The sequence below is a fragment of the Pseudomonas sp. W2-17 genome, assembly GCF_041060445.1.
Taxonomy (GTDB): domain Bacteria; phylum Pseudomonadota; class Gammaproteobacteria; order Pseudomonadales; family Pseudomonadaceae; genus Aquipseudomonas.
The window spans coordinates 49,505-74,407 of the sequence record NZ_JAUFNS010000003.1 but is presented as its reverse complement, the minus strand read 5'-3'; the positions used below and the strand labels follow the sequence as shown (position 1 = coordinate 74,407).

Sequence of the window (24,903 nt, the reverse complement as noted above, 5' to 3'; positions counted from 1 at the left end):
GCTACGCCGAATTGTGAATCTGCCGCATTTTGCGGCAGTTTGTTTATTGCCAGTTGGAATAAGAAAGGACTTCATGAAACGTCTGCTGCTAACTGCGGTTCTTGCCGTACTGATGATCGCCGAAGTTCACGCCGAGTCCTTCACTATCTCCGATATCCGGGTCAACGGTCTGCAGCGGGTTTCCGCCGGCAGCGTGTTTGGCGCGCTGCCGTTGAACGTGGGTGAACAGGCCGATGATGGGCGTCTTGTCGACGCAACTCGCGCGCTGTTCAAAACCGGATTTTTCCAGGACATCCAGCTGGGCCGCGACGGCAACGTCCTGGTCATCACAGTTGTCGAGCGTCCGTCGGTCTCGAGTATCGAGATCGAAGGCAACAAAGCGATCACCACTGAGGACCTGATGAAGGGTCTGAAGCAGTCGGGTCTGGCCGAAGGCGAAATCTTCCAGCGCGCTACGCTGGAAGGCGTCCGCAACGAGCTGCAACGTCAGTACGTTGCCCAGGGCCGCTACTCTGCAGAAGTCGCCACCGAAGTCGTGCCGCAGCCGCGTAACCGTGTGGGTCTGAAGATCAACATCAACGAGGGCGCAGTTGCCGCCATCCAGCACATCAACGTGGTGGGTAACTCGGTCTTCCCTGAAGACGATCTGGTCGATCTGTTCGAACTGAAAACCACCAACTGGCTTTCCTTCTTCAAGAACGACGACAAGTACGCCCGTGAGAAACTCTCCGGCGACCTGGAACGTCTGCGTTCGTACTACCTCGACCGCGGCTATATCAACATGGATATCGCCTCGACCCAGGTATCCATCACGCCCGACAAGAAAAGCGTGTACATCACCGTCAACATCCATGAAGGCGAGAAGTACAGCGTCAAGTCGGTCAAGCTGAGCGGTGACCTCAAGGTCCCTGAAGATCAGGTTAAATCGCTGCTGCTGGTCAAGCCGGGCCAGGTGTTCTCCCGCAAGGTGATGACCACGACCTCCGAGCTGATCACCCGCCGTCTGGGCAACGAGGGTTACACCTTCGCCAACGTCAACGGTGTGCCGACGCCTAACGATGAAGACCACACCGTCGATATCACTTTCGTCGTCGACCCGGGCAAGCGTGCTTACGTCAACCGCATCAACTTCCGTGGCAACACCAAGACAGCGGACGAAGTGCTGCGTCGCGAAATGCGCCAGATGGAAGGCGGCTGGGCATCCACGTACCTGATCGACCAGTCCAAGACCCGTCTTGACCGTCTGGGCTTCTTCAAGGAAGTGAACGTTGAAACCCCGGCGGTGCCTGGCACCGACGATCAGGTTGACGTGAACTACGCCGTTGAAGAGCAGGCGTCCGGTTCGATTACCGCCAGTGTCGGCTTTGCGCAGAGCGCCGGTCTGATCCTTGGCGGTTCCATCAGCCAGAACAACTTCCTGGGTACGGGTAACAAGGTCACCATTGGTTTGACCAAAAGCGAATACCAGACCCGCTACAACTTCAGCTACGTCGATCCGTACTTCACGCCGGACGGTGTAAGCCTTGGTTACAGCGCGTTCTACCGCAAGACGGACTACAGCGACCTCGACGTCGACGTCGCCAGCTACTCGGTCGACAGCTTGGGTGGCGGTATCAATATGGGCTACCCGATCAGCGAGACCTCTCGCCTGAACTTCGGCCTGTCGGTACAGAAAGATGAAATCAGCACCGGTAAGTACACCGTCGATGAGATCTTTGATTTCCTTGAGAAGGAAGGAGACAGCTTCACCAACTTCAAGGCATCGGTCGGCTGGTCGGAATCCACGCTGAACAAAGGCACATTGCCGACCCGCGGCAGCTCCCAGAGCCTGACCCTGGAAACCACTATTCCGGGCAGCGACCTGTCGTTCTACAAGCTGGATTATCGCGGTCAGCTGTTTCACCCGATCACCAACAACTACACCCTGCGTCTGCATTCGGAGCTGGGTTATGGTGATGGCTATGGCTCGACATCCGGTCTGCCGTTCTATGAGAACTACTACGCGGGTGGTTTCAACTCGGTTCGTGGTTTCAAGGACAGCACGCTCGGTCCGCGCAGTACACCAAGTCGTGGCCCTGCGAACGGCGGTAAGCCAGGAACCATCGCTGACCCGGATCAGGATCCGCTGCCGTTCGGTGGTAACGTCCTGATCACTGGCGGTGCGGAAATCCTGTTCCCGCTGCCGTTCATCAAGGACCAGCGTTCTCTGCGGACTTCGTTGTTCTGGGACGTGGGTAACACCTTCAACACCAACTGCGGTTCGCAGAAAACTACGCTCGACGGGCAAAAAGTCCAATGCAACGGCCCTGATCTGTCCGGCCTTGCGAGCTCCGTCGGTGTCGGCGTGACATGGGTCACTGCGTTGGGTCCGTTGAGTTTTGCCCTGGCGATGCCGGTCAAGAAACCGGACGACAGCACCGAAACCCAGGTCTTCCAATTCTCTCTCGGTCAGACCTTCTAAGGGTCTGATCACTGCTAACGACAACGGATTCTGTAGGAGTTACATCGTGCGTAAGTTGACCCAATTGGCATTGCTGGCAACGGTTCTGATCGCAGGCCCGGCATTTGCTGACATGAAAATCGCAGTACTGAACTACCAGATGGCCCTGCTCGAATCCGACGCAGCCAAGCGGTACGCAGTGGATGCAGAGAAAAAATTCGGTCCTCAGCTGACCAAACTTAAGGCTCTGGAAAGCAGCGCCAAAGGCATTCAGGATCGTCTGGTTGCCGGTGGCGACAAGATGGCCCAGCCTGAGCGCGAGCGTCTGGAACTGGACTTCAAGCAAAAGGCCCGTGACTTCCAGTTTCAGTCCAAAGAGCTGAACGAAGCCAAGGCGGTTGCTGACCGCGACATGCTTAAGCAACTCAAGCCGAAGCTGGACCAGGCGGTAGAAGAAGTTATCAAGAAAGGCGGCTTTGACTTGGTGTTCGAGCGCGGTGCCGTGATTGACGTCAAGCCGCAATACGACGTCACTCGCCAGGTTATCGAGCGCATGAATCAGCTGAAGTAAGTTAATGACCGCGACCATCACACTCGGCCAATTGGCCGAGTTCCTCGGTGCCACCCTGCGTGGCCCGGCGGACAAGCAAATCACGGGACTGGCAACCTTGCAGGAAGCCGGTCCCGATCAGGTCAGCTTTCTGGCTAATCCCCAGTACCGAAAATTCCTCGCGACCACCCAGGCCGCTGCCGTGCTGCTCAAGCCGGCGGACGCTGAAGGGTATGCTGCCGATGCATTGCTGGTGCCGGATCCGTACCTGGCTTACGCCCGCATTTCCCATCTGTTCGATCCCAAGCCCAAGGCTGCCGTCGGTGTGCACCCGACTGCCCTGGTGGCGGCGGACGCGTTCGTCGACCCGGCAGCCAGCGTTGGCGCCTATGCGGTCATCGAAAGCGGCGCACGGATTGCGGCCGGCGTGACCATTGGCGCCCATTGCTTCATCGGCGCTCGCAGCGTGATTGGCGAGGGCGGCTGGCTTGCCCCGCGCGTCACCCTGTATCACGACGTCCGTATCGGGCAGCGTGTGGTGATCCAGTCCGGTGCGGTGCTGGGTGGCGAAGGTTTTGGTTTTGCCAATGAGAAAGGCGTCTGGCAGAAGATCGCGCAGATTGGCGGTGTGACCATCGGTGACGACGTCGAGATTGGCGTGAACACCGCCATCGACCGCGGCGCCATGGATGACACTCGCATCGGCAATGGCGTAAAGCTGGATAACCAGATTCAGATCGCTCACAACGTCCAGATCGGCGACCACACGGCCATGGCCGCGTGCGTCGGCATCTCGGGCAGCGCGAAGATCGGCAAGCATTGCATGCTTGCAGGCGGTGTCGGGCTGGTGGGCCATATCGAGATCTGCGACGGGGTTTTCGTCACCGGCATGACCATGGTCACCCGGTCGATCACCGAGCCTGGATCGTATTCTTCGGGGACGGCGATGCAGCCAGCGGCGGAGTGGCGCAAGAGCGCGGCACGCATGCGTCATCTCGATGACATGGCGCGACGTCTGCAGCACCTGGAAAAGATTGTCGAGGCAGTGACCTCAGGCGGTAAAGCTTCATCTGATGGCTGATACTTTTTTCTTATCAAGCGTGCACAGCCGATAAACTGCCTCCTTGATTTGCTAGAGGAGTGACGCGCGTTAGTCGCGCCCTCCCACTCTTTACTACAGGCTTCCCTTCGAAATGATGGACATCAACGAAATCCGTGAATATCTGCCGCACCGTTACCCGTTCCTGCTTGTGGACCGTGTGGTGGAGCTGGATGTCGAGACCAAGAGCATTCGTGCCTACAAGAATGTCAGCATCAACGAGCCTTTCTTCAACGGTCACTTCCCTCAGCACCCCATCATGCCGGGCGTGCTGATCATTGAGGCCATGGCTCAAGCGGCCGGCATCCTGGGCTTCAAGATGCTCGATGTGAAGCCTGCCGACGGCACCCTGTATTACTTCGTCGGCTCCGACAAGCTGCGTTTTCGCCAGCCCGTGCTGCCGGGGGATCAGCTGATCCTCGAAGCGAAATTCCTGAGCTGCAAGCGTCAGATCTGGAAGTTCGAATGCCAGGCATCGGTCGATGGCAAGCCGGTCTGCTCGGCTGAAATCATCTGTGCGGAACGCAAACTATGAGTTTGATTGACTCTCGCGCAATCATCGATCCGACGGCCGTGCTGGCCGACAATGTGGAGGTCGGCCCGTGGTCGATCGTCGGACCTGGTGTGGAAATCGGCGAGGGTACAGTGATCGGACCGCATGTGATCCTGCGCGGCCCGACCAAAATCGGCAAACACAACCACATCTACCAGTTTTCCTCGGTAGGTGAGGACACGCCTGATTTGAAATACAAAGGTGAAGCGACACGTCTGGTGATCGGTGACCACAACGTCATCCGTGAAGGCGTGACCATCCACCGTGGCACCATACAAGACCGCGCCGAAACCACCCTCGGTGATCACAACCTGATCATGGCCTACGCGCACATCGGTCATGACAGCGTCATCGGCAATCACTGCATTCTGGTCAATAACACTGCATTGGCTGGCCATGTGCACGTGGATGACTGGGCCATTCTGTCCGGGTTCACCCTGGTGCATCAGTACTGCCATATCGGCGCCCACAGTTTTTCCGGCATGGGCACGGCCATCGGCAAGGACGTTCCGGCGTTCGTCACCGTGTTCGGCAACCCGGCCGAAGCCCGCAGCATGAACTTCGAAGGCATGCGCCGTCGCGGCTTCTCCGAGGAAGCGATCCATGCGCTGCGCCGCGCCTACAAGACCGTCTACCGTCAGGGCCTGACCGTGGAGCAGGCGATCGTCGAGCTGAGCGAACCTGCTGCGCAGTTCCCTGAAGTCGAGCTGTTCCTCAAGTCCATTCAGTCCTCGACTCGCGGCATCACCCGCTGACCATGGCTCGCTTGCGTATTGCGCTGGTGGCCGGAGAGGCCTCCGGCGACATTCTCGGCTCCGGCTTGATGCGTGCGATCAAGGCACGGCATCCGGACGCCGAATTCATCGGTGTCGGCGGACCGCTCATGGAAGCTCAGGGCATGACGTCGTATTTTCCGATGGAGCGCCTGTCGGTCATGGGCCTCGTGGAAGTGCTGGGCCGTCTGAAGGAGCTGCTCGCCCGTCGCAAGGTGCTGATTCAGACCCTCATCGACGAAAAGCCCGACGTGTTCATCGGCATTGATGCGCCGGATTTCACCCTCAATATCGAGCTCAAACTGCGTCAGGCCGGCATCAAGACCGTTCATTACGTCAGCCCGTCCGTATGGGCGTGGCGGCAGAAGCGTGTTCTGAAGATCCGCGAAGGCTGCGACCTGATGCTGACGTTGCTGCCGTTCGAAGCCCGTTTCTACGAAGAGCAAGGCGTGCCGGTGCGCTTTGTCGGGCACCCGTTGGCCGACACCATTCCGCTGCAGGCGGATCAACGGGCGGCGCGCGCCGAACTTGGCCTGGGCGAAGGCCCGGTGGTTGCGTTGATGCCGGGCAGTCGCGGTGGTGAAGTCGGGCGTCTCGGTGCCCTGTTTTTCGACGCAGCCGAGCGCCTTCTGGCCGCGCGTCCCGACATCTGTTTCGTGCTGCCGTGTGCCAGCCCTCAGCGCCGTGAACAGATTGCGCAACTGCTGCAAGGCCGCGATCTTCCACTGACTCTGCTCGACGGCCGGTCCCACGTAGCGTTGGCAGCCTGCAATGCCGTGCTGATCGCTTCCGGGACCGCGACCCTCGAAGCGCTGCTGTACAAACGACCGATGGTGGTTGCCTATCGTCTGGCGCCACTGACCTACTGGATACTCAAGCGGATGGTGAAAAGCCCGTACGTGTCGCTGCCGAACCTGCTGGCCCAGCGCTTGCTGGTTCCGGAGCTTCTGCAGGACGCGGCGACCGCCGAGGCCCTGGCGCAGACGCTGTTGCCGTTGCTGGACAACGGCGACGTACAGGCGGCCGGCTTCGACGCGATTCACCGAACCTTGCGTCGCGATGCTTCCAATCAGGCCGCCGAAGCGGTGCTGAACCTGATTGGCGCAACGCCTTCACAATGAGCAGGCAATCAATGCAAATGGGTCTGGACTTCAATCTTGTCGAGGATCTGGTCGCCGGTGTCGACGAAGTCGGCCGGGGCCCGCTGTGCGGCGCCGTGGTCACTGCGGCGGTCATTCTTGACCCCAAGCGCCCCATTCTGGGCTTGAACGATTCGAAGAAACTCACCGAAGCCAAGCGCGAAAGACTGTTCGACGAGATCTGCGAGAAAGCGCTGTGCTGGCACATCGCGCGGGCTGAAGTCGAAGAGATCGACGAGCTGAACATTCTTCACGCCACCATGCTGGCGATGAAGCGCGCGGTGGAAGGCTTGATCATCACGCCGAAACTGGCGCTGATCGACGGCAACCGCTGCCCGCAGTTGTCGGTGCCCAGCGCGCCGGTCATTCAGGGTGACGCCCATGTGCCGGCTATTGCCGCAGCCTCGATTCTGGCCAAGGTCAGTCGCGACCGGGAAATGGCGCGCATGGAACTGCTCTATCCGGGCTACGGCATTGGCGGCCACAAGGGTTATCCCACGGCCGTGCACCTTGAGGCCCTTGCGCGTTTGGGTCCGACGCCCATTCACCGGCGCTCCTTCGGCCCGGTCCGTCAGGCCTGGGCGGCACGGGACATGATGATCTCCACCGGCTTCATGTCGCTGCCACTCAGTTGATCGCGGGCTGATGTTTTTCTGAATGGCCGGTACAATCCGGCCTTCGTTTTTTGTGCACCATAGGATCAACCATGCCGGCTTCTTTCGTTCACCTACGCCTGCACACCGAATACTCCCTCGTTGATGGTCTGGTCCGTGTAAAACCTTTGGTCAAGGCGCTCACGGCCATGAACATGCCTGCCGTGGCGGTGACCGACCAACACAACATGTGTTCGCTGGTGAAGTTCTATAAAGCCGCCATGGGGGCGGGGATCAAGCCGATCTGCGGCGCCGACATCTGGCTGGCCGGGCGCGACCGCGATGCGCCCCTCAGTCGTCTGAGCCTGCTGGTGATGAACCCCAAAGGCTACCTGAACCTCACCGAACTGATTTCCCGTGGTTTTATGCACGGCCAGCGCAATGGCCTGGTCGTCATCGAGCGCGAGTGGGTGGCCGAGGCCAGCGAAGGGCTGATTGCCCTCTCAGCGGCGAAGGAAGGCGAGATCGGTATGGCCCTGCTCGGTGGCAATCCGGCCGAAGCCGACGAGTTGCTGAAAGAGTGGCTAACAGTTTTCCCGGAGCGCTTCTACATCGAAGTCCAGCGCACCAACCGCATCAATGACGAAGAACATGTGCACGCCGCCGTCGCCCTTGCCGAGCGCCACGGCGTGCCGCTGGTTGCCAGCAACGACGTGCGCTTTATCAAGCAGGAAGATTTCGAAGCCCACGAAACCCGCGTCTGCATCGGCGAAGGCCGGGCGTTGGACGACCCGCGCCGCTCGCACAACTACAGCGATCAGCAGTACCTGAAGAGCGCGGAGGAGATGGCCGAGCTGTTCAGCGATCTGCCGGACGCGCTCGCCAACACCGTCGAGATCGCCAAGCGCTGCAACATCGATGTCCAGCTGGGCAAGCACTTTTTGCCCAACTTCCCTATCCCCGATGGCATGACCATCGATGAGTATTTCCGCAAGGTGTCCTTCGAGGGCCTGGAAGAACGTCTCGCGGTGCTGTGGCCGAAGGAGACCACGCCGGACTATGAGGCCAAGCGACAGGTCTACGTCGACCGCCTGAATTTCGAGCTGGATATCATCATCCAGATGGGCTTCCCCGGTTACTTCCTGATCGTTATGGACTTCATTCAGTGGGCCAAGAATAACGGCGTGCCGGTGGGTCCGGGCCGGGGGTCGGGTGCCGGTTCGCTGGTGGCCTACGTGCAGAAGATCACCGACCTCGACCCGCTGGAATACGACCTGCTGTTCGAACGTTTCCTCAACCCCGAGCGGGTCTCCATGCCCGACTTCGACGTCGACTTCTGCATGGACGGTCGCGATCGGGTCATCGAGTACGTGGCCGAGAAATACGGCCGCAACGCGGTCAGCCAGATCATCACCTTCGGTTCCATGGCCGCGAAGGCGGTGGTCCGAGACGTGGCGCGGGTGCAGGGCAAGTCCTACGGATTGGCCGATCGTCTGTCGAAGATGATTCCCTTCGAAGTCGGCATGACCCTGGAAAAAGCCTACGAGCAGGAAGAGATCCTGCGCGACTTCCTCAAGGTGGACGAAGAAGCGGCAGAAATCTGGGAGATGGCGCGCAAGCTCGAAGGCGTTGTGCGTAACGTCGGCAAGCACGCCGGTGGTGTGGTTATCGCGCCGACCAAGCTGACTGACTTCTCGGCGATCTACTGCGATGAAGAGGGCGGCGGTCTGGTCACCCAGTTCGACAAGGACGACGTCGAGTCGGCCGGTCTGGTGAAGTTCGACTTCCTGGGTCTGCGCACCCTGACCATCATCGACTGGGCACTGAAGACGATTAACCGCGACCGTGCGAAGGTCGACGAAGAGCCCCTCGACATCGCGTTCATCCCGCTGGACGACATGCCGACCTACGAGCTGCTGCAGCGCGCCGAAACCACGGCCGTCTTCCAGCTTGAATCCCGCGGCATGAAAGAGCTGATCAAAAAGCTCAAGCCCGACTGCCTGGAAGACTTGATCGCACTGGTGGCACTGTTCCGTCCCGGTCCGTTGCAATCGGGCATGGTCGATGACTTCATCAACCGCAAGCACGGCCGTGCGGAGCTGTCGTACCCCCACGTCGATTACCAGTACGAAGGCCTCAAACCGGTGCTCGCGCCGACATACGGCATCATCCTGTACCAGGAACAGGTGATGCAGATTGCTCAGGTCATGGCCGGGTACACCCTCGGCGGCGCGGACATGCTGCGTCGTGCGATGGGCAAGAAGAAGCCCGAGGAGATGGCCAAGCAGCGCGGCGGTTTCATTGAGGGTTGCAAGACCAACAATATTGACCCGGACCTGGCCGGTAACATTTTCGACCTGGTGGAAAAATTCGCCGGTTACGGCTTCAACAAGTCGCACTCGGCGGCCTACGGACTGGTTTCGTACCAGACCGCCTGGCTCAAGCGTCACTACCCGGCGCCTTTCATGGCAGCGGTGCTTTCAGCGGATATGCACAACACCGACAAGGTCGTGACCTTGATCGAAGAAGTGCGGATCATGAAGCTGCGCCTTGATGCGCCGGACGTGAACAACTCTGAATTCAAGTTCACCGTGAACGACGACGGCCGCATCGTCTATGGCCTCGGCGCGATCAAGGGCGTCGGCGAAGGCCCGGTGGAAGCCATCACTGAAGCGCGTCAGGAAGGCCCGTTCGCCGACCTGTTCGATTTCTGCGCCCGCATCGACCTCAAGCGCGTCAACAAGCGCACCCTCGACGGCCTGATTCGCAGCGGGGCGCTGGACCGTCTGGGGCCGTTTTTCTACGACGAGCCGAAACAGTATCAAGCCAACATCGACCGCAACCGCGGCGTCCTGCTGGCCGCACTTGAAGAAGCCATTCAGGCGGCCGAGCAAACCGCGCGCAGTCACGACAGCGGCCATGCCGATCTCTTCGGCGGCCTGTTCGTCGAAGCCGACGCCGACGTGTACGCGAACCATCGCAGCGCCAAAGAGGTCACGCTCAAGGAGCGGCTGCGTGGGGAGAAAGAAACCCTGGGCCTGTACCTGACCGGGCACCCGATCGATGAATACGAAGGCGAGATCCGCCGTTTCGCCCGCCAGCGCATCGTCGATCTGAAGCCCTCGCGGGAAACCCAGACCATCGCCGGCCTGATCATCGCGCTGCGGGTGATGAAGAACAAAAAGGGCGACAAGATGGGCTTTATCACCCTGGACGACCGTTCGGGGCGTATCGAAGCGTCGCTGTTTGCCGACTCGTTCCAGGCTGCCCAGTCGCTGCTGCAGACCGACGCGATGGTGGTGGTGGAAGGGGAGGTCAGCACCGATGATTTCTCCGGCGGCCTGCGTTTACGGGCCAAACGAGTGATGAGCCTGGAAGAGGCGCGCACCGGGCTGGCAGAGAGTTTGCGCCTGAACGTGCGTGCCGAAGCGCTCAAGGGCGACCGGCTGCGCTGGCTGGGCGAGCTGTGCAAGAAGCATCGCGGCGCGTGCCCGATCACCCTCGACTACACCGGGCAGGAAGCCAGGGCACTGCTGCAGTTCGGCGAAGCGTGGCGGATCGATCCCGCAGACAGCCTGATTCAGGCGCTGCGTGACCAGTTCGGACGAGAGAACGTCTTCCTGCAGTATCGCTGACACCGATCAGCTCAACATTTGCGACTCGACACTTTAAACTCGACCGAAAGGCGCCCGCTCCATTAAGGTAGGGCGCTTATCGGATCAACCGGCCGGCCTCTTGGCCGTCGACCCAAGACGGATGCCTATGAACCCGAATTTTCTGGATTTCGAACAGCCGATTGCTGACCTGCAAGCCAAGATTGAAGAGCTGCGTCTGGTAGGCAATGACAACTCGCTGAACATCGGCGACGAAATCTCTCGACTGCAAGAGAAGAGCAATACGCTCACCGAAAGCATTTTCGGCAACCTGACCAGTTGGCAGATCGCGCGCATGGCGCGTCATCCGCGTCGTCCGTACACGCTGGACTACATTCAACACATCTTTACCGAGTTCGACGAGCTGCATGGCGATCGCCACTTCTCCGACGACGCCGCTATCGTCGGCGGCATTGCCTGTCTGAACGACCAGCCGGTGATGGTGATCGGTCATCAGAAAGGCCGCGAAGTGCGCGAGAAGGTTCGCCGCAACTTCGGCATGCCGCGTCCCGAAGGCTACCGCAAGGCCTGCCGCCTGATGGAAATGGCCGAGCGCTTCAAAATGCCGATCCTGACCTTCATCGACACGCCGGGCGCCTATCCAGGCATCGACGCCGAAGAGCGTAACCAGAGCGAAGCCATCGCCTGGAACCTGCGCGTCATGGCGCGCCTGAAGACCCCGATCATTGCCACCGTGATTGGCGAAGGCGGTTCGGGCGGCGCACTGGCCATTGGCGTATGCGATCAACTGAACATGCTGCAGTACTCGACCTATGCAGTGATCTCGCCGGAAGGCTGTGCTTCCATCCTGTGGAAAACCGCCGAGAAGGCGCCGGATGCGGCCGAAGCGATGGGCATCACTGCCGAGCGTTTGAAAGGTTTGGGCATCGTTGACAAGGTAATCAACGAGCCGTTGGGCGGCGCGCACCGTGATCCGGCCGCTGCCGCTGCATTGATCCGCGAAGAACTGAGCAGCCAATTGAGCATGCTCCAGAAGTTCGATAACGACGCGCTGCTGGCCCGCCGTTACGACCGTCTGATGAGCTATGGCCTTTAACCGGACCGTTCTGCACGAAGAGTGTCACCGAACCCGGTGACGCTCACCGGTCCGGCGAGCTTTAAGCAGGGTTAACCAGCATGAGCAAACCGGACAGCATCACACTCGCACTCTCCAGACGTCTGCTGTCGCGCCTTGAACCCTGGCGCGCTGCCGTCGCCTGGCGCGTCGCATTCTCCGGCGGGCTCGATTCCACTGTCCTGCTTCACTTGCTGGCCGAACTGGCCAGGATTCACGCGCTTCCTCCGCTGACCGCTGTTCACGTCAACCATGGCCTTCAAGCTGTGGCGGCCTCGTGGCCGGTGCATTGCCGGCAGATGTGTCAGATTCTCGGGGTGCCGATGGAGGTCATCGACGTCCAGGTGCGGCCCGGTGCCAGCCTCGAACAAGCCGCGCGTGACGCTCGTTACGCCGCGTTCAACTCAACCCTCGGGCCCGGCGAGGTGCTGCTTACCGCCCAGCACCGTGACGATCAGGCCGAGACGCTGCTGTTCCGTCTGCTGCGTGGCGCCGGGGTGCGCGGGCTGGCCGCGATGCCGGCGCAGCGTCCTTTGGGCGCAGGACCGTTATTTCGGCCGCTGCTGGATGAATCTCGCGCCACGCTCGAGGCTTATGCCAGGGAACAGGGGTTGAGCTGGATCGAGGACCCGAGCAACAAAGACAGCCGCTTTTCGCGCAACTACCTGCGCAGTCATGTACTGCCGCTGGTGACAACCCGCTGGCCGCAAGCGATCGCGAGCATGGCCCGCAGCGCCGCGCATCTGGCCGAAGCCCAGCAGTTGCTGGACGAGCTGGCGATGCAGGACCTCTCACTCGCTGACACGCCATGCCCCTGGCCGTGGCTAGACATGCCCTCCCTTGAACTGGCGCCGCTCGAAGCGCTGTCACCCGCCCGGCAACGCAACGCACTGCGCCACTGGCTGGCGCCGCTCACTCGATTGCCGGACACCGATCACTGGGTGGGCTGGGACTCGTTGCGCGACGCCGGGCCGGACGGTCGCCCCATCTGGCGACTGGCCGATGGTCAGATGCACCGAGCCGAAGGGCGTATCTGGTGGCTGTCGGGGATCTGGCTGAAAAACGTCGCCGGCTCGCAACACTGGTCCATGGCGTCGCAACCTCTCGCGCTGCCGGGCAACGGCATGCTGCAGATCCTTGGCGCTGCGCCTGCGGGTGGCTTGCATGTGCACTACCGCCAGGGCGGCGAAACTTTCGATGTGCCGGACAGAGGCCGACGCGACCTGAAAAGGCTGCTCAACGAGAAGGGCGTGCCGGTTTTTCTGCGCGGCCGATTGCCGCTGTTGTACCGCGGCGAGCAATTATTGGCCGTGGCAAACCTTCCGGGACTGGACGCCAGCCCCCGTGGCGACTGGCGATTGCACTGGTTGCCACCGACGAATGACCAAAGTTTGAGCTGAAAGGGCCTTTCCGGTAGACTACGCTCCCTTCTTGATACAGCTTATGTCGATCCTTCCGGAACGACGCAAGTTGCCGATTACCAGCCAGTTTTTACTGGACGATTCTCAAAAATGTGGCAAACCACGGACAGACCTTTTCAAGGCCGGTCGCTGACTTGGGCGCGACAGATTCGAAGATCCACAGTGAAACACGCAGGTTGTCGGGGGCTTCGGCCTTCCTTCGCTTTCCCCGGCGGCTCTGACCGCTTTAACGCAGACTTCTAGGGTTTTTCATGACGCGCTACATCTTCGTCACGGGCGGTGTTGTTTCTTCATTGGGGAAAGGCATCGCCTCGGCTTCATTGGCGGCCATCCTGGAGGCGAGGGGACTTAAGGTCACCATGCTCAAGCTGGACCCCTACATCAACGTCGATCCCGGCACCATGAGCCCGTTCCAGCACGGTGAGGTGTTCGTCACCCACGACGGCGCCGAGACTGACCTGGACCTGGGTCACTACGAGCGTTTCATTCGCACCACCATGACCCAGAACAACAACTTCACCACCGGCCGTGTGTACGAACACGTCCTGCGCAAAGAGCGCCGTGGTGATTATCTGGGCGCGACCATTCAGGTGATCCCGCACATCACCGACGAAATCAAGCGTCGCATCATCAAGGGCGCCGGCGATGCCGACGTCGCCATGGTCGAAATCGGCGGCACCGTGGGCGACATCGAGTCTCAACCGTTCCTTGAAGCGATCCGTCAGCTGCGTTTCGAAGTGGGCGCCAAGCGCGCCATGCTCATGCACCTGACGCTGGTTCCGTACATCGCCACCGCGGGCGAAACCAAGACCAAGCCGACTCAGCATTCGGTCAAGGAACTGCGTTCGATCGGCCTGCAGCCAGACGTACTGGTCTGCCGTTCCGACCACCCGATCGACATTTCTTCGCGCCGCAAGATCGCGCAGTTCACCAACGTTGAAGAGCGCGCGGTCATCGCCCTCGAAGACGCCGACACCATCTACAAGATCCCGGGCATCCTGCATTCCCAGGGTCTTGACGATTTCGTCGTCGAGCGCTTCGGCCTGCAGTGCGGCAGCGCCGACCTGTCCGAGTGGGAAAAGGTCGTCGACGCCAAGCTCAACCCGGAACACGAAGTCACCATCGCGATGGTCGGCAAGTACATGGAGCTGCTGGACGCCTACAAGTCGCTGATCGAAGCGATGAGTCACGCCGGCATCAGCAACCGTACCAAGGTTAATCTGCGTTACATCGACTCCGAGGACATCGAGAATCAGGGCACCGGCCTGCTCGAAGGCGTCGACGCGATTCTCGTCCCGGGCGGCTTCGGTCTGCGCGGCGTCGAGGGCAAAATCACGGCCGTGCAGTTTGCTCGCGAAAACAAGGTACCGTACCTGGGCATCTGCCTGGGCATGCAGGTGGCCGTCATCGAATTCGCACGTAACGTGCTGGGCTGGAAAGACGCCAACTCCACCGAGTTTGATCGCGCCAGCCAGCATCCGGTCGTCGGTCTCATCACCGAATGGGAAGACGCCACCGGTGCTGTCGAAACCCGTACCGAAACCTCGGACCTGGGCGGCACCATGCGTCTGGGCGCGCAGGAATGCCTGCTGGAACCGGGCTCTCTGGTGCACGATTGCTACGCCAACGACGTCATCGTCGAGCGCCATCGCCACCGTTATGAGGTGAACAACAAGCTGCTGCCGCAACTGGTCGAGGCCGGTCTGAAAATCTCCGGTCGTTCCGGTGATGGCGCGCTGGTTGAAGTGGTCGAGTCCCCTGACCATCCATGGTTCGTGGCCTGCCAGTTCCACCCCGAGTTCACCTCTACGCCGCGCGATGGCCACCCGTTGTTCAGTGGCTTCGTCAAGGCAGCGCTTGCTCAACACCAGAAGAACGGCTGATAGGGATTTATCACATGGCACAGAAAATCATCCGCGTCGGCTCGATCAATATCGCCAACGACAAGCCTATGGTTCTGTTCGGCGGCATGAACGTCCTCGAGTCGCGCGACATGGCGATGCAGGTCTGTGAGGAGTACGTGCGAGTGACCGAGAAGCTCGGCATTCCGTACGTGTTCAAGGCCAGCTTCGACAAGGCCAACCGTTCCTCGGTGACTTCATACCGCGGCCCGGGCCTTGAAGAAGGCATGCGGATTTTCCAGGACATCAAGCAAGCCTTTGGCGTGCCCATCATCACCGACGTGCACGAGCCTGAGCAGGCCGCTGCGGTGGCGGAAGTCTGCGACATCATTCAGTTGCCGGCTTTCCTGTCCCGTCAGACCGATCTCGTTGTGGCCATGGCCAAGACCGGCGCCGTGATCAACATCAAGAAAGCCCAGTTCCTCGCGCCCCACGAGATGAAACACATCCTGGCCAAGTGCGTCGAAGCGGGCAACGATCAGTTGATCCTGTGCGAGCGTGGTTCGAGCTTCGGCTACAACAACCTGGTTGTCGACATGCTCGGTTTCGGCATCATGAAATCGTTCGAATACCCGGTGTTCTTCGACGTGACCCACGCCCTGCAGATGCCGGGCGGTCGCTCCGATTCTGCCGGTGGTCGTCGCGCCCAAGTGACCGATCTGGCCAAGGCCGGCATGAGCCAGGGCCTGGCCGGTCTGTTCCTCGAAGCCCATCCGGATCCGGACAACGCCAAGTGCGACGGTCCCTGCGCCCTGCGCCTGGACAAGCTGGAACCGTTCCTGGCCCAGCTCAAGGCGCTCGACGAACTCGTTAAAAGCTTCCCGACGATCGAAACGGCGTAAAACCCGCTTCTCCGGCGCCGAGCCCTCCGGTAGAGTGCCGTTCGTTGTTTTCCCGACCAAAGGGTCGGGAAAATTGTCGTTTCAGGGCCTGCCCGTTGTCCTAGAGCCCTGAGACGCCGAATCGTTTTCCCAGCTGCGTCGTTTTCGTCAATCTTGGAGTGTTAACAACAATGGCAAAAATCGTCGACATCAAAGGTCGTGAAGTTCTCGACTCCCGTGGCAATCCCACCGTGGAAGCAGACGTGCTCCTCGACAACGGCATCATCGGCAGCGCTTGCGCGCCATCCGGTGCTTCCACCGGCTCGCGTGAAGCGCTCGAGCTGCGTGATGGCGACAAGAGCCGTTACATGGGCAAGGGCGTTCTGAAGGCTGTGGCCAACATCAATGGCCCGATCCGCGACCTGCTGCTGGGCAAAGACCCGGTTGACCAGAAAGCCCTGGATCACGCGATGATTCAGCTGGACGGCACCGAGAACAAAGCCAGCCTGGGCGCCAACGCGATCCTCGCCGTGTCCCTGGCCGCTGCCAAGGCCGCCGCTCAGGACCAGGACCTGCCGTTGTACGCGCACATCGCCAACCTGAACGGCACCCCGGGTGTTTACTCGATGCCGGTCCCGATGATGAACATCATCAACGGTGGCGAGCACGCTGATAACAACATCGATATCCAGGAATTCATGATTCAGCCGGTGGGCGCCAAGACCTTCTCCGAAGGCCTGCGCTGGGGCACCGAGATTTTCCACCACCTCAAAGCGGTGTTGAAAGCACGCGGCCTGAACACTGCCGTGGGTGACGAAGGTGGCTTCGCGCCGAACCTGAACTCCAACGGCGACGCGCTGGACGCCATCGCCGAAGCCGTTGCCAACGCGGGCTACAAGCTGGGCACCGACGTGACCCTGGCGCTGGACTGCGCAGCCAGCGAGTTCTACAAGAACGGCAAATACGTGCTGAGCGAAGAAGGCGAGTACGACTCTGCCGGTTTCGCCGACTACCTGGCTGATCTGGTCAGCAAGCACCCGATCATCTCCATCGAAGACGGTCTGGACGAGTCGGACTGGGATGGCTGGAAAGTCCTCACCGACAAGATCGGCGACAAGATCCAGCTGGTGGGCGACGACCTGTTCGTGACCAACACCAAGATCCTCAAAGAAGGCATCGACAAGAAGATCGGTAACTCGATTCTGATCAAGTTCAACCAGATCGGCACCCTGACCGAAACGCTGGAAGCCATCCAGATGGCCAAGGCCGCGGGTTACACCGCCGTGATCTCGCACCGTTCCGGTGAAACTGAAGACTCCACCATTGCCGACTTGGCCGTGGGCACAGCGGCTGGCCAGATCAAGACCGGTTCGTTGAGCCGTTCCGACCGCATCGCCAAGTACAACCAGCTGCTGCGTATCGAAGAGCAACTGGGCGCCAAAGCGGTTTACCGTGGTCGCGGCGAGTTTCGCGGCTGATCGCAAAGATGGTAAAAAGGCAGCAGGCGTTGTAGGAGAAGTCACTGAAGCGTGACCTCTCTTATCGTCCTGATCCATGAGCCCGGTGACCACCGGGCTTATGGGCATTTGAAATGGTCGGTTTTGCTGTCTTTATTCGCCGGGTAACAGATATTCACAATGCGCAGTCCTAACTGGTTGTTCCTCGTTCTGCTTTTGATGCTCGCTGGCTTGCAGTATCGCCTATGGGTAGGTAATGGCAGTCTCGCGCAGGTGGCCAGTCTGACTCAGCAAATCGCCGATCAACACGCCGAAAACGATGCTCTGCTGGAGCGTAACCGAGTCCTCGACGCGGAAGTGCTGGAGCTGAAAAAAGGCCTCGAAACCGTTGAAGAGCGTGCCCGTCATGAATTGGGCATGGTCAAGGACGGCGAAACCCTTTATCAGTTGGCACAGTGACGTTGGTGTAATGACTCAATCCCTTCCTGCCTTCTGGGCAGTGATTCCCGCAGCGGGCGTTGGCGCGCGCATGGCGGCAGACCGTCCCAAGCAGTACTTGCAACTGGGCGGCCTCACGATTCTTGAACACAGCCTGCTTTGCTTTCTCGATCACCCCCGGCTCAAGGGCCTGGTGGTCAGTCTGGCTGTGGATGACCCTTATTGGCCTACGTTGCCTTGCGCGCTGGACTCCCGTATCCAGCAGGTCGCGGGCGGCAAAGAGCGTGCGGACTCGGTGCTCAATGCGCTGCTTCACCTGCACTCCAACGGCGCCGATGACAACGATTGGGTGCTGGTGCATGACGCCGCGCGCCCGAATCTGGCGCGTTCGGACCTCGATAATCTGCTCGGCGAGCTGGCGGATGATCCGGTCGGCGGCTTGCTGGCGGTGCCGGCGAAAGACACCCTCAAGCGCGCCGATGCCAATGGCCGCGTGACCGAAACCGTGGATCGCAGCCTGATCTGGCAGGCCTATACGCCGCAGATGTTTCGTCTGGGTGCACTGCACCGGGCGCTGGCGGACAGCCTGGTGTCGAATGTGGCGATCACCGATGAAGCCTCGGCGATCGAATGGGCCGGGCAATCGCCGCGTCTGATTGAAGGGCGCGCCGATAACATCAAGGTCACCCGCCCGGAAGACCTGGAGTGGCTGCGCCAGCGACGTGTCGAATTCAACGGCTGATCGGCTCAAACGCTGTATTCCTCCCGCGACGCCAAGCCCGCCTTCAGATAATCCACCAGCTTTCTCACCTTGGGCGACAGATGCCGCTGCTGCGGGTACAGCGCCCAGACGGCGGTGTTCGGCGGCTGATGGGCATCCAGCAAGGACACCAGCGCGCCACGCTTGAGATGCTCCAGCACGTAGTAATCCGGCAACTGACACAGCCCGACCCCGCGCAGTGCCGCATCCAGCACCGCCTGCCCACTGTTGCAGCGCCAGTTGCCCTGCACCCGCTGGGAAAATTCCCGTCCGTTTTGCTGCAACTGCCAGCTGTCCGAGCTGCCGATCAGGCAATTGTGTCGCGCCAGTTCCGACACGCTGTGGGGCCGGCCGTACCGTTCGAGATAAGCGGGGGAGGCGCACAGGTACATCCTGCGTGGCGCCAGTCGTGCGGCGACCAGTCGTGATTCCTGCAAGCGGCCCAGACGGATCGCCAGGTCCAGGCCTTCATGCACAAGGTCCAGCGTGTTGTTGGTCAGCTCGATGTCCACGCGCAGTCGCGGGTTTTCCTCCATGAAACGTGTCACCAGCGGGGCGATGAACCTTTCGCCGTACGCCACGGCACAGGTCATCCGTAGCAGCCCCTTCGGCTCGCTGGTCAGGTCGGTGACCGCACGCAGCGCTTCCTCGCGTCCGTCCTGCAAGCGCTGGCAGTGATGCAGAAACGTCTGACCCGCTTCGGTCAGAGCGACTTTTCGGGTGCTGCGATAGAGCAAGCGTGTCTGCAAGCGCTCTTCCAGTCGCGCGATCTGGCGGCTGATGTGCGACGACGACACCCCAAGCCGCTCCGCCGCAGCGGTGAACTGCCCGCACTCGGCCACGGCGACGAACTCGTCCAGACCTTCCCAGCGATTGACCTGCATCGATTGTCCCTGCACAGCATTAATGTTTTGCTTTCAGGCGGATTATTCATCAGCCAGCACTGCATTACACTCCGGGCTCGTATTTATTTAGCTGGAGATCATGATGATCAAGTCACGTGCTGCCGTTGCCTTCGCGCCCAATGAACCACTGCAGATCGTCGAAGTGGACGTTGAGGCCCCGAAAGCCGGCGAAGTGTTGATTCGTACCGTCGCATCCGGCGTTTGCCACACCGATGCCTACACCTTGTCCGGTGCGGATTCCGAAGGCGTCTTCCCGTGCATTCTTGGTCACGAAGGCGGGGGCGTCGTCGAGGCTATCGGTGAGGGCGTGACTTCCCTCGCCGTAGGCGACCACGTGATTCCGCTGTACACCGCCGAATGCCGCGAGTGCAAATTCTGCAAGTCCGGCAAAACCAACCTCTGCCAGAAAGTTCGCGCCACCCAGGGCAAAGGCCTGATGCCCGACGGCACCACCCGTTTCAGCTACAACGGCCAGCCGATCTACCACTACATGGGCTGCTCGACGTTCTCTGAATACACAGTGGTCCCGGAAATCTCTCTGGCGAAAATCCCCAAGGAAGCGCCGCTGGAGAAGGTCTGCCTGCTGGGTTGTGGCGTCACCACCGGCATCGGCGCGGTCCTGAACACGGCCAAGGTCGAGGAGGGCGCCACTGTGGCGGTCTTCGGTCTCGGCGGTATCGGCCTGGCGGCGATCATTGGCGCAAAAATGGCCAAGGCCTCGCGCATCATCGCGGTCGACATCAACCCGTCCAAATTCGACGTGGCCCGTGAATTGGGGGCGACCGAGTTCGTCAATCCCAAGGATCACGACAAGCCGATTCAGGAAGTGATTGTCGAAATGACCGACGGCGGCGTGGATTACAGCTTCGAGTGCGTAGGTAATGTGAACTTGATGCGTGCGGCGCTGGAATCGTGCCACAAGGGCTGGGGCGAATCGGTGATCATCGGCGTTGCCGGCGCGGGTCAGGAAATCTCCACGCGTCCGTTCCAGCTCGTCACCGGTCGCGTCTGGCGCGGTTCGGCCTTCGGCGGCGTCAAAGGCCGCACCGAACTGCCAAGCTACGTCGAAAAAGCGCAGACCGGCGAGATCCCGCTGGACACCTTCATCACCCACACCATGGGCCTGGACCGGATCAACGAAGCTTTTGACCTGATGCATGAAGGCAAAAGCATCCGTACCGTCATTCATTTCTGAGGAGCAGCGGCAAGCTCCCAGGCTGTAAGCCGCAAGAGCGTCGTGTCATGACCTCTTGCCGCTCAAGGCTTGGAGCTTGCCGCCCGGAGAAGCCCATGAGTCTGGAAAATATCTCGTGCCAGAAAAGCTTCGGCGGCTGGCACAAGCGTTACAAACATCATTCCGACGTGCTCGGCTGCGACATGGTGTTCGCGGTGTATCTGCCTCCGCAGGCGGAGCAGGGCGGCAAGCTGCCGGTGGTCTATTGGCTGTCGGGGCTGACGTGCACCGATGAGAACTTCATGCAGAAGGCCGGTGCGCTGCGCGTGGCGGCGGAACTGGGGCTTATCATCGTGGCGCCGGACACCAGCCCCCGTGGCGCCGACGTGCCGGATGATCCCGACAAGGCCTACGACTTCGGCCTGGGCGCCGGCTTTTATCTGAACGCCACCGAGCAACCGTGGGCGCGGCACTATCGCATGTACGATTACGTGATCAGCGAGCTGCCCGCGTTGATCGAGGCGCACTTTCCGGCCTCGGACAAGCGCAGCATCAGCGGGCACTCCATGGGCGGCCACGGCGCGCTGGTCGGTGCATTGCGCAATCCGGGCCGCTATAAATCGGTGTCGGCGTTTTCGCCCATCTGCAACCCGATGGATTGCCCGTGGGGGCAGAAAGCCTTTTCGCGCTACCTGGGCGAAGACCGTTCCCGCTGGCGTGAATGGGACGCCAGCGTGCTGATCGCCGAGGCCACCGAGCGCTTGCCACTGCTGGTGGACCAGGGCGATCGCGACGACTTCCTCGGCAATCAGCTCAAGCCGGAATCGTTGGTTCAGGCGGCGAAGGCGGCCGGTCATCCTCTGGAATTGCGCATGCAGCCGGGGTATGACCACAGCTACTACTTCATTGCCAGCTTCATCGAAGACCACTTGCGCCACCACGCCCGAGCCCTGGCCGGCTGACGTCCTCGCGCTCAATTGCAGCGTCACGGGCAATTGAGCGCGGGCCGACCCTAATGTCGGTCAAAGTAGGTAGAATCACGCCCTGACTTTTTCAGGGCGTTTTTTTATGCGTATTGGCCACGGCTACGATGTGCACCGTTTCGCTGAAGGCGATTTCATTACCTTGGGCGGCGTGCGGATTGCGCACACGTCGGGTTTGCTCGCGCACTCCGATGGCGATGTAGTGCTGCATGCGCTGAGCGATGCCCTGTTGGGTGCTGCCGCGCTGGGCGACATCGGCAAGCACTTCCCGGATACCGATCCGCAATTCAAGGGCGCCGACAGCCGGGTTCTGCTTCGTCATGTGCTCAAGCAAGTCCAGGCAAAGGGCTGGAAGGTCGGCAACGTCGACGCGACGATCGTTGCGCAGGCGCCGAAGATGGCCCCGCACATCGAAAGCATGCGCGCCTTGATTGCCGAAGACCTGCAAGTCGACATCGACCAGGTCAACGTCAAGGCGACCACCACTGAAAAGCTGGGCTTCACCGGCCGCGAAGAAGGCATCGCCGTGCACGCTGTCGCGTTGTTGATCAGCGCATGACCGAGCTCGAACTTCTGGGCCCGAGAGCCTACGGCGACGCGTTGGGTACTGCTGTGCTGAAGGCCACTGCCGAAGACTTTCAGGTTGATGAAGTCCTCGATATCCCGCTGTCCGGGGATGGCGAGCACCTGTGGTTGTGGGTTGAAAAACGCGGCCTGAATACCGAGGAAGCGGCCCGGCGTCTGGCCAAGGCGGCCGGCGTGCCGTTGCGAACCGTCGCCTACGCCGGTTTGAAAGATCGCCAGGCGTTGACCCGTCAGTGGTTCAGCATTCAGCTGCCGGGCAAGGCCGATCCGGATATGTCAGTGGCTGAAAACGATTCCCTGAAGATCCTCGACAGCAAACGCCACAAGCGCAAGCTGCAACGGGGCGCCCACGCGGCCAATGGCTTTACGTTGCGTCTGACGCAATTGCAGGCCGACAAGGCCGGGCTCGACGCACGTCTTGAGTCGATCAGGCAACACGGCATCCCCAACTATTTCGGTGCCCAACGCTTTGGCTACGAGGGCGGGAATCTGGGTGAGGCCCGTCACTACGCTGAGCGTCAGGCGCTGCCCGAGCAGCGCAATGTGCGCTCTCGACTGTTATCCACTGCGCGCAGTTACCTGTTCAATCAGGTCTTGGCCGCTCGAGTCGCCGATGGCAGCTGGCAACGTGCGCAGGTGGGCGATCTGCTGGCCTTCACCGACAGCCGCAGTTTCTTCCCTGCTGGCGAAGCCGAATGCAGCGACCCACGGCTGGCGATCCTCGATCTGCACCCGACCGGGCCGCAGTGGGGCGAGGGCGATTCCCCGGCTTCAGGCGCCACCGCCGAGCTTGAAAACAGTATCGCCGCGCGGGAGGCGTCGCTCTGTAACTGGTTGATAAAAGCGGGAATGGAGCACGAACGGCGCATCCTGCGACTGCCCATCGGGCGGTTGACGTGGCATTATCCCGAGCCTGACATTCTGCAACTGGAATTCGTCCTGCCGGCCGGATGCTTCGCCACCGCATTGGTGCGTGAACTCGTCGATCTCGCGCCGGCAGGGCAGACGGACAGCTCATGCGTATTCTGATTTCAAATGATGACGGGGTTATGGCCCCCGGGTTGGCTGCGCTGCATGGCGCGCTGGCCGGGTACGCCGAGTGCGTGGTGATTGCGCCCGATCAAGACAAGAGCGGCGCGAGCAGTTCGCTGACGCTGGACCGGCCGTTGCACCCGCATACCCTGGACAACGGCTTCATCAGCCTTAACGGCACCCCCACCGATTGCGTCCACCTTGGACTCAACGGCTTGCTGCCGGATGAGCCGGACATGGTCGTTTCGGGGATCAACCTCGGCGCCAATCTGGGTGACGATGTGCTCTATTCAGGCACCGTCGCCGCTGCCCTGGAAGGTCGTTTTCTGCGACGCCCGTCATTTGCCTTTTCATTTTTGTCACGTCAGGTCGATAACCTGGCAACCGCCGCGCATTACGCGCGGCTTCTGGTCGAAGCCCACGAACGCCTCGACCTTCCACCCCGTACCGTATTGAATGTGAATATCCCTAACCTGCCGCTGGCACACGTGCGCGGAATCCAGCTGACCCGTCTTGGCCATCGCACCCGTGCGGCGGCGCCTGTGCGCGTGGTCGATCCGCGCGGAAAAGCCGGTTACTGGATTGCTGCCGCCGGAGATGCCGAAGACGGCGGGCCGGGCACCGATTTCCACGCCGTGATGCAGGGTTATGTGTCGATCACCCCGTTGCAGCTGGATCGTACTTATCAGGACGGTTTCAACAGCCTGAACGCATGGCTGGAGGGAATGGCCTGATGTCGCGTGAGCAAGATGATCTGTTACGACGTGGCGTGGGAATGACCTCCCAGCGTACCCGCGAGCGTCTGATTCAACGGTTATGCGAAGAAGGCATCGCCAACACCCAGGTGCTGGACGTCATTCGCAAGACCCCTCGACACCTGTTCGTCGACGAGGCCCTGGCGCACCGCGCGTACGAAGACACCGCGCTGCCGATCGGCAACAACCAGACGATCTCCCAGCCTTACATGGTGGCGCGCATGAGCGAACTGCTATTGGCGGCGGGCCCGCTGGACAAGGTGCTGGAGATCGGTACCGGCTCGGGCTACCAGACCGCCGTGCTGGCGCAACTGGTGGAGCGTGTGTTCTCCGTTGAGCGGATCAAGGTGCTGCAGGATCGCGCCAAGGAACGCCTCGTCGAGCTGAACCTGCGCAACATGGTGTTTCGTTGGGGCGATGGCTGGGAAGGCTGGCCGGCGCTCGCGCCTTACAACGGGATCATTGTCACCGCGGTTGCCACCGACGTGCCTCAGGCCTTGCTGGACCAACTGGCACCCGGCGGTCGTCTGGTGATTCCGGTGGGGTCGGGTGAGGTGCAGCAACTGATGCTGATCATTCGTGAGGAAAACGGTTTCTCTCGCCATGTGCTGGGCGCCGTTCGTTTCGTCCCGTTGCTCAACGGACCATTGGCTTAATCGCTATTTTGCGACGGCAATGAATTCCACAAGACGCAGCCGGTCTACAGGCTGGCGTTTTGCAACGATGCTTCGGCCAACTGCCGCAGCGCCGTCTCACACCAAGTTTTTCATGGCTGCCTGGTCTTTTCACGACGCAG

The 24,903-nt window shown here is 60.7% G+C and carries 22 protein-coding genes; 21 read left to right on the top strand and 1 reads right to left on the bottom strand.

Annotated features, from left to right (window positions below; all coding sequences use genetic code 11):
- The first annotated feature begins 73 nt into the window (after window positions 1-73).
- From bamA to ispD, 15 genes are all read left to right on the top strand, one after another.
- On the top strand, window positions 74-2,461 hold the full coding sequence (gene bamA / locus QWI20_RS04470) for an outer membrane protein assembly factor BamA (RefSeq protein WP_369304377.1): 2,388 nt from the start codon (window positions 74-76) through the stop codon (window positions 2,459-2,461).
- A 46-nt stretch (window positions 2,462-2,507) separates the two neighbouring features.
- The gene (locus tag QWI20_RS04465) at window positions 2,508-3,011 is read left to right on the top strand and encodes an OmpH family outer membrane protein (protein ID WP_037014235.1); all 504 of its coding nucleotides are present in this window, start codon (window positions 2,508-2,510) and stop codon (window positions 3,009-3,011) included.
- 4 nt (window positions 3,012-3,015) lie between these two features.
- Window positions 3,016-4,071, top strand: coding sequence for a UDP-3-O-(3-hydroxymyristoyl)glucosamine N-acyltransferase (lpxD, locus tag QWI20_RS04460; protein ID WP_369304376.1), 1,056 nt, complete (start codon window positions 3,016-3,018; stop codon window positions 4,069-4,071).
- A 112-nt stretch (window positions 4,072-4,183) separates the two neighbouring features.
- A complete protein-coding gene (gene fabZ, locus QWI20_RS04455; protein WP_037014232.1) occupies window positions 4,184-4,624 on the top strand; it encodes a 3-hydroxyacyl-ACP dehydratase FabZ in 441 nt (146 codons plus the stop codon).
- Window positions 4,621-5,397, top strand: a complete 777-nt coding sequence (gene lpxA, locus QWI20_RS04450; RefSeq protein WP_192170831.1) for an acyl-ACP--UDP-N-acetylglucosamine O-acyltransferase — start codon at window positions 4,621-4,623, stop codon at window positions 5,395-5,397. Before fabZ ends, lpxA begins: the two co-directional genes overlap by 4 nt.
- Before the next feature lie 2 nt (window positions 5,398-5,399).
- Complete coding sequence (lpxB, locus tag QWI20_RS04445; protein WP_369304375.1) at window positions 5,400-6,536, top strand: lipid-A-disaccharide synthase; 1,137 nt, start codon at window positions 5,400-5,402, stop codon at window positions 6,534-6,536.
- 11 nt (window positions 6,537-6,547) lie between these two features.
- Window positions 6,548-7,189: a ribonuclease HII gene (gene rnhB / locus QWI20_RS04440; protein WP_369304374.1), complete on the top strand. Its 642-nt coding sequence runs from the start codon at window positions 6,548-6,550 to the stop codon at window positions 7,187-7,189.
- Window positions 7,190-7,260: 71 nt separating this feature from the next.
- Window positions 7,261-10,782, top strand: coding sequence for a DNA polymerase III subunit alpha (dnaE, locus tag QWI20_RS04435; protein WP_369304373.1), 3,522 nt, complete (start codon window positions 7,261-7,263; stop codon window positions 10,780-10,782).
- 127 nt (window positions 10,783-10,909) lie between these two features.
- Window positions 10,910-11,857, top strand: a complete 948-nt coding sequence (locus tag QWI20_RS04430) for an acetyl-CoA carboxylase carboxyltransferase subunit alpha (RefSeq protein ID WP_369304372.1) — start codon at window positions 10,910-10,912, stop codon at window positions 11,855-11,857.
- 80 nt (window positions 11,858-11,937) lie between these two features.
- The gene (gene tilS / locus QWI20_RS04425) at window positions 11,938-13,275 is read left to right on the top strand and encodes a tRNA lysidine(34) synthetase TilS (protein ID WP_369304371.1); all 1,338 of its coding nucleotides are present in this window, start codon (window positions 11,938-11,940) and stop codon (window positions 13,273-13,275) included.
- A gap of 272 nt (window positions 13,276-13,547) precedes the next feature.
- A complete protein-coding gene (locus QWI20_RS04420; RefSeq protein ID WP_369304370.1) occupies window positions 13,548-15,179 on the top strand; it encodes a CTP synthase in 1,632 nt (543 codons plus the stop codon).
- 14 nt (window positions 15,180-15,193) lie between these two features.
- On the top strand, window positions 15,194-16,039 hold the full coding sequence (kdsA, locus tag QWI20_RS04415; RefSeq protein WP_369304369.1) for a 3-deoxy-8-phosphooctulonate synthase: 846 nt from the start codon (window positions 15,194-15,196) through the stop codon (window positions 16,037-16,039).
- A 170-nt stretch (window positions 16,040-16,209) separates the two neighbouring features.
- Complete coding sequence (gene eno, locus QWI20_RS04410; RefSeq protein WP_122537377.1) at window positions 16,210-17,496, top strand: phosphopyruvate hydratase; 1,287 nt, start codon at window positions 16,210-16,212, stop codon at window positions 17,494-17,496.
- A gap of 159 nt (window positions 17,497-17,655) precedes the next feature.
- Window positions 17,656-17,934, top strand: a complete 279-nt coding sequence (gene ftsB, locus QWI20_RS04405) for a cell division protein FtsB (protein WP_037014212.1) — start codon at window positions 17,656-17,658, stop codon at window positions 17,932-17,934.
- 10 nt (window positions 17,935-17,944) lie between these two features.
- Window positions 17,945-18,655, top strand: a complete 711-nt coding sequence (gene ispD / locus QWI20_RS04400) for a 2-C-methyl-D-erythritol 4-phosphate cytidylyltransferase (protein WP_369304368.1) — start codon at window positions 17,945-17,947, stop codon at window positions 18,653-18,655.
- A 5-nt stretch (window positions 18,656-18,660) separates the two neighbouring features.
- Here ispD and QWI20_RS04395 read toward each other — a convergent pair whose 3' ends face one another.
- Entirely contained in the window at window positions 18,661-19,557 is an 897-nt protein-coding gene (locus QWI20_RS04395) for a LysR substrate-binding domain-containing protein (protein ID WP_369304367.1), read from the bottom strand.
- Window positions 19,558-19,660: 103 nt separating this feature from the next.
- Here QWI20_RS04395 and QWI20_RS04390 point away from each other — a divergent pair, with 103 nt between their 5' ends.
- From QWI20_RS04390 to QWI20_RS04365, 6 genes are all read left to right on the top strand, one after another.
- Window positions 19,661-20,773, top strand: coding sequence for an S-(hydroxymethyl)glutathione dehydrogenase/class III alcohol dehydrogenase (locus tag QWI20_RS04390; RefSeq protein WP_108120933.1), 1,113 nt, complete (start codon window positions 19,661-19,663; stop codon window positions 20,771-20,773).
- A 95-nt stretch (window positions 20,774-20,868) separates the two neighbouring features.
- Window positions 20,869-21,714, top strand: coding sequence for an S-formylglutathione hydrolase (gene fghA, locus QWI20_RS04385; RefSeq protein ID WP_172610986.1), 846 nt, complete (start codon window positions 20,869-20,871; stop codon window positions 21,712-21,714).
- Window positions 21,715-21,820: 106 nt separating this feature from the next.
- Complete coding sequence (ispF, locus tag QWI20_RS04380; RefSeq protein WP_282369373.1) at window positions 21,821-22,294, top strand: 2-C-methyl-D-erythritol 2,4-cyclodiphosphate synthase; 474 nt, start codon at window positions 21,821-21,823, stop codon at window positions 22,292-22,294.
- Window positions 22,291-23,349: a tRNA pseudouridine(13) synthase TruD gene (truD, locus tag QWI20_RS04375; protein ID WP_369304366.1), complete on the top strand. Its 1,059-nt coding sequence runs from the start codon at window positions 22,291-22,293 to the stop codon at window positions 23,347-23,349. Before ispF ends, truD begins: the two co-directional genes overlap by 4 nt.
- A complete protein-coding gene (gene surE, locus QWI20_RS04370; protein WP_369304365.1) occupies window positions 23,337-24,086 on the top strand; it encodes a 5'/3'-nucleotidase SurE in 750 nt (249 codons plus the stop codon). Before truD ends, surE begins: the two co-directional genes overlap by 13 nt.
- A 41-nt stretch (window positions 24,087-24,127) precedes the next feature.
- Window positions 24,128-24,763 (top strand): protein-L-isoaspartate(D-aspartate) O-methyltransferase, encoded by a 636-nt coding sequence (locus QWI20_RS04365; RefSeq protein WP_172610991.1) that lies wholly within the window; start codon window positions 24,128-24,130, stop codon window positions 24,761-24,763.
- Window positions 24,764-24,903: the final 140 nt, after the last annotated feature.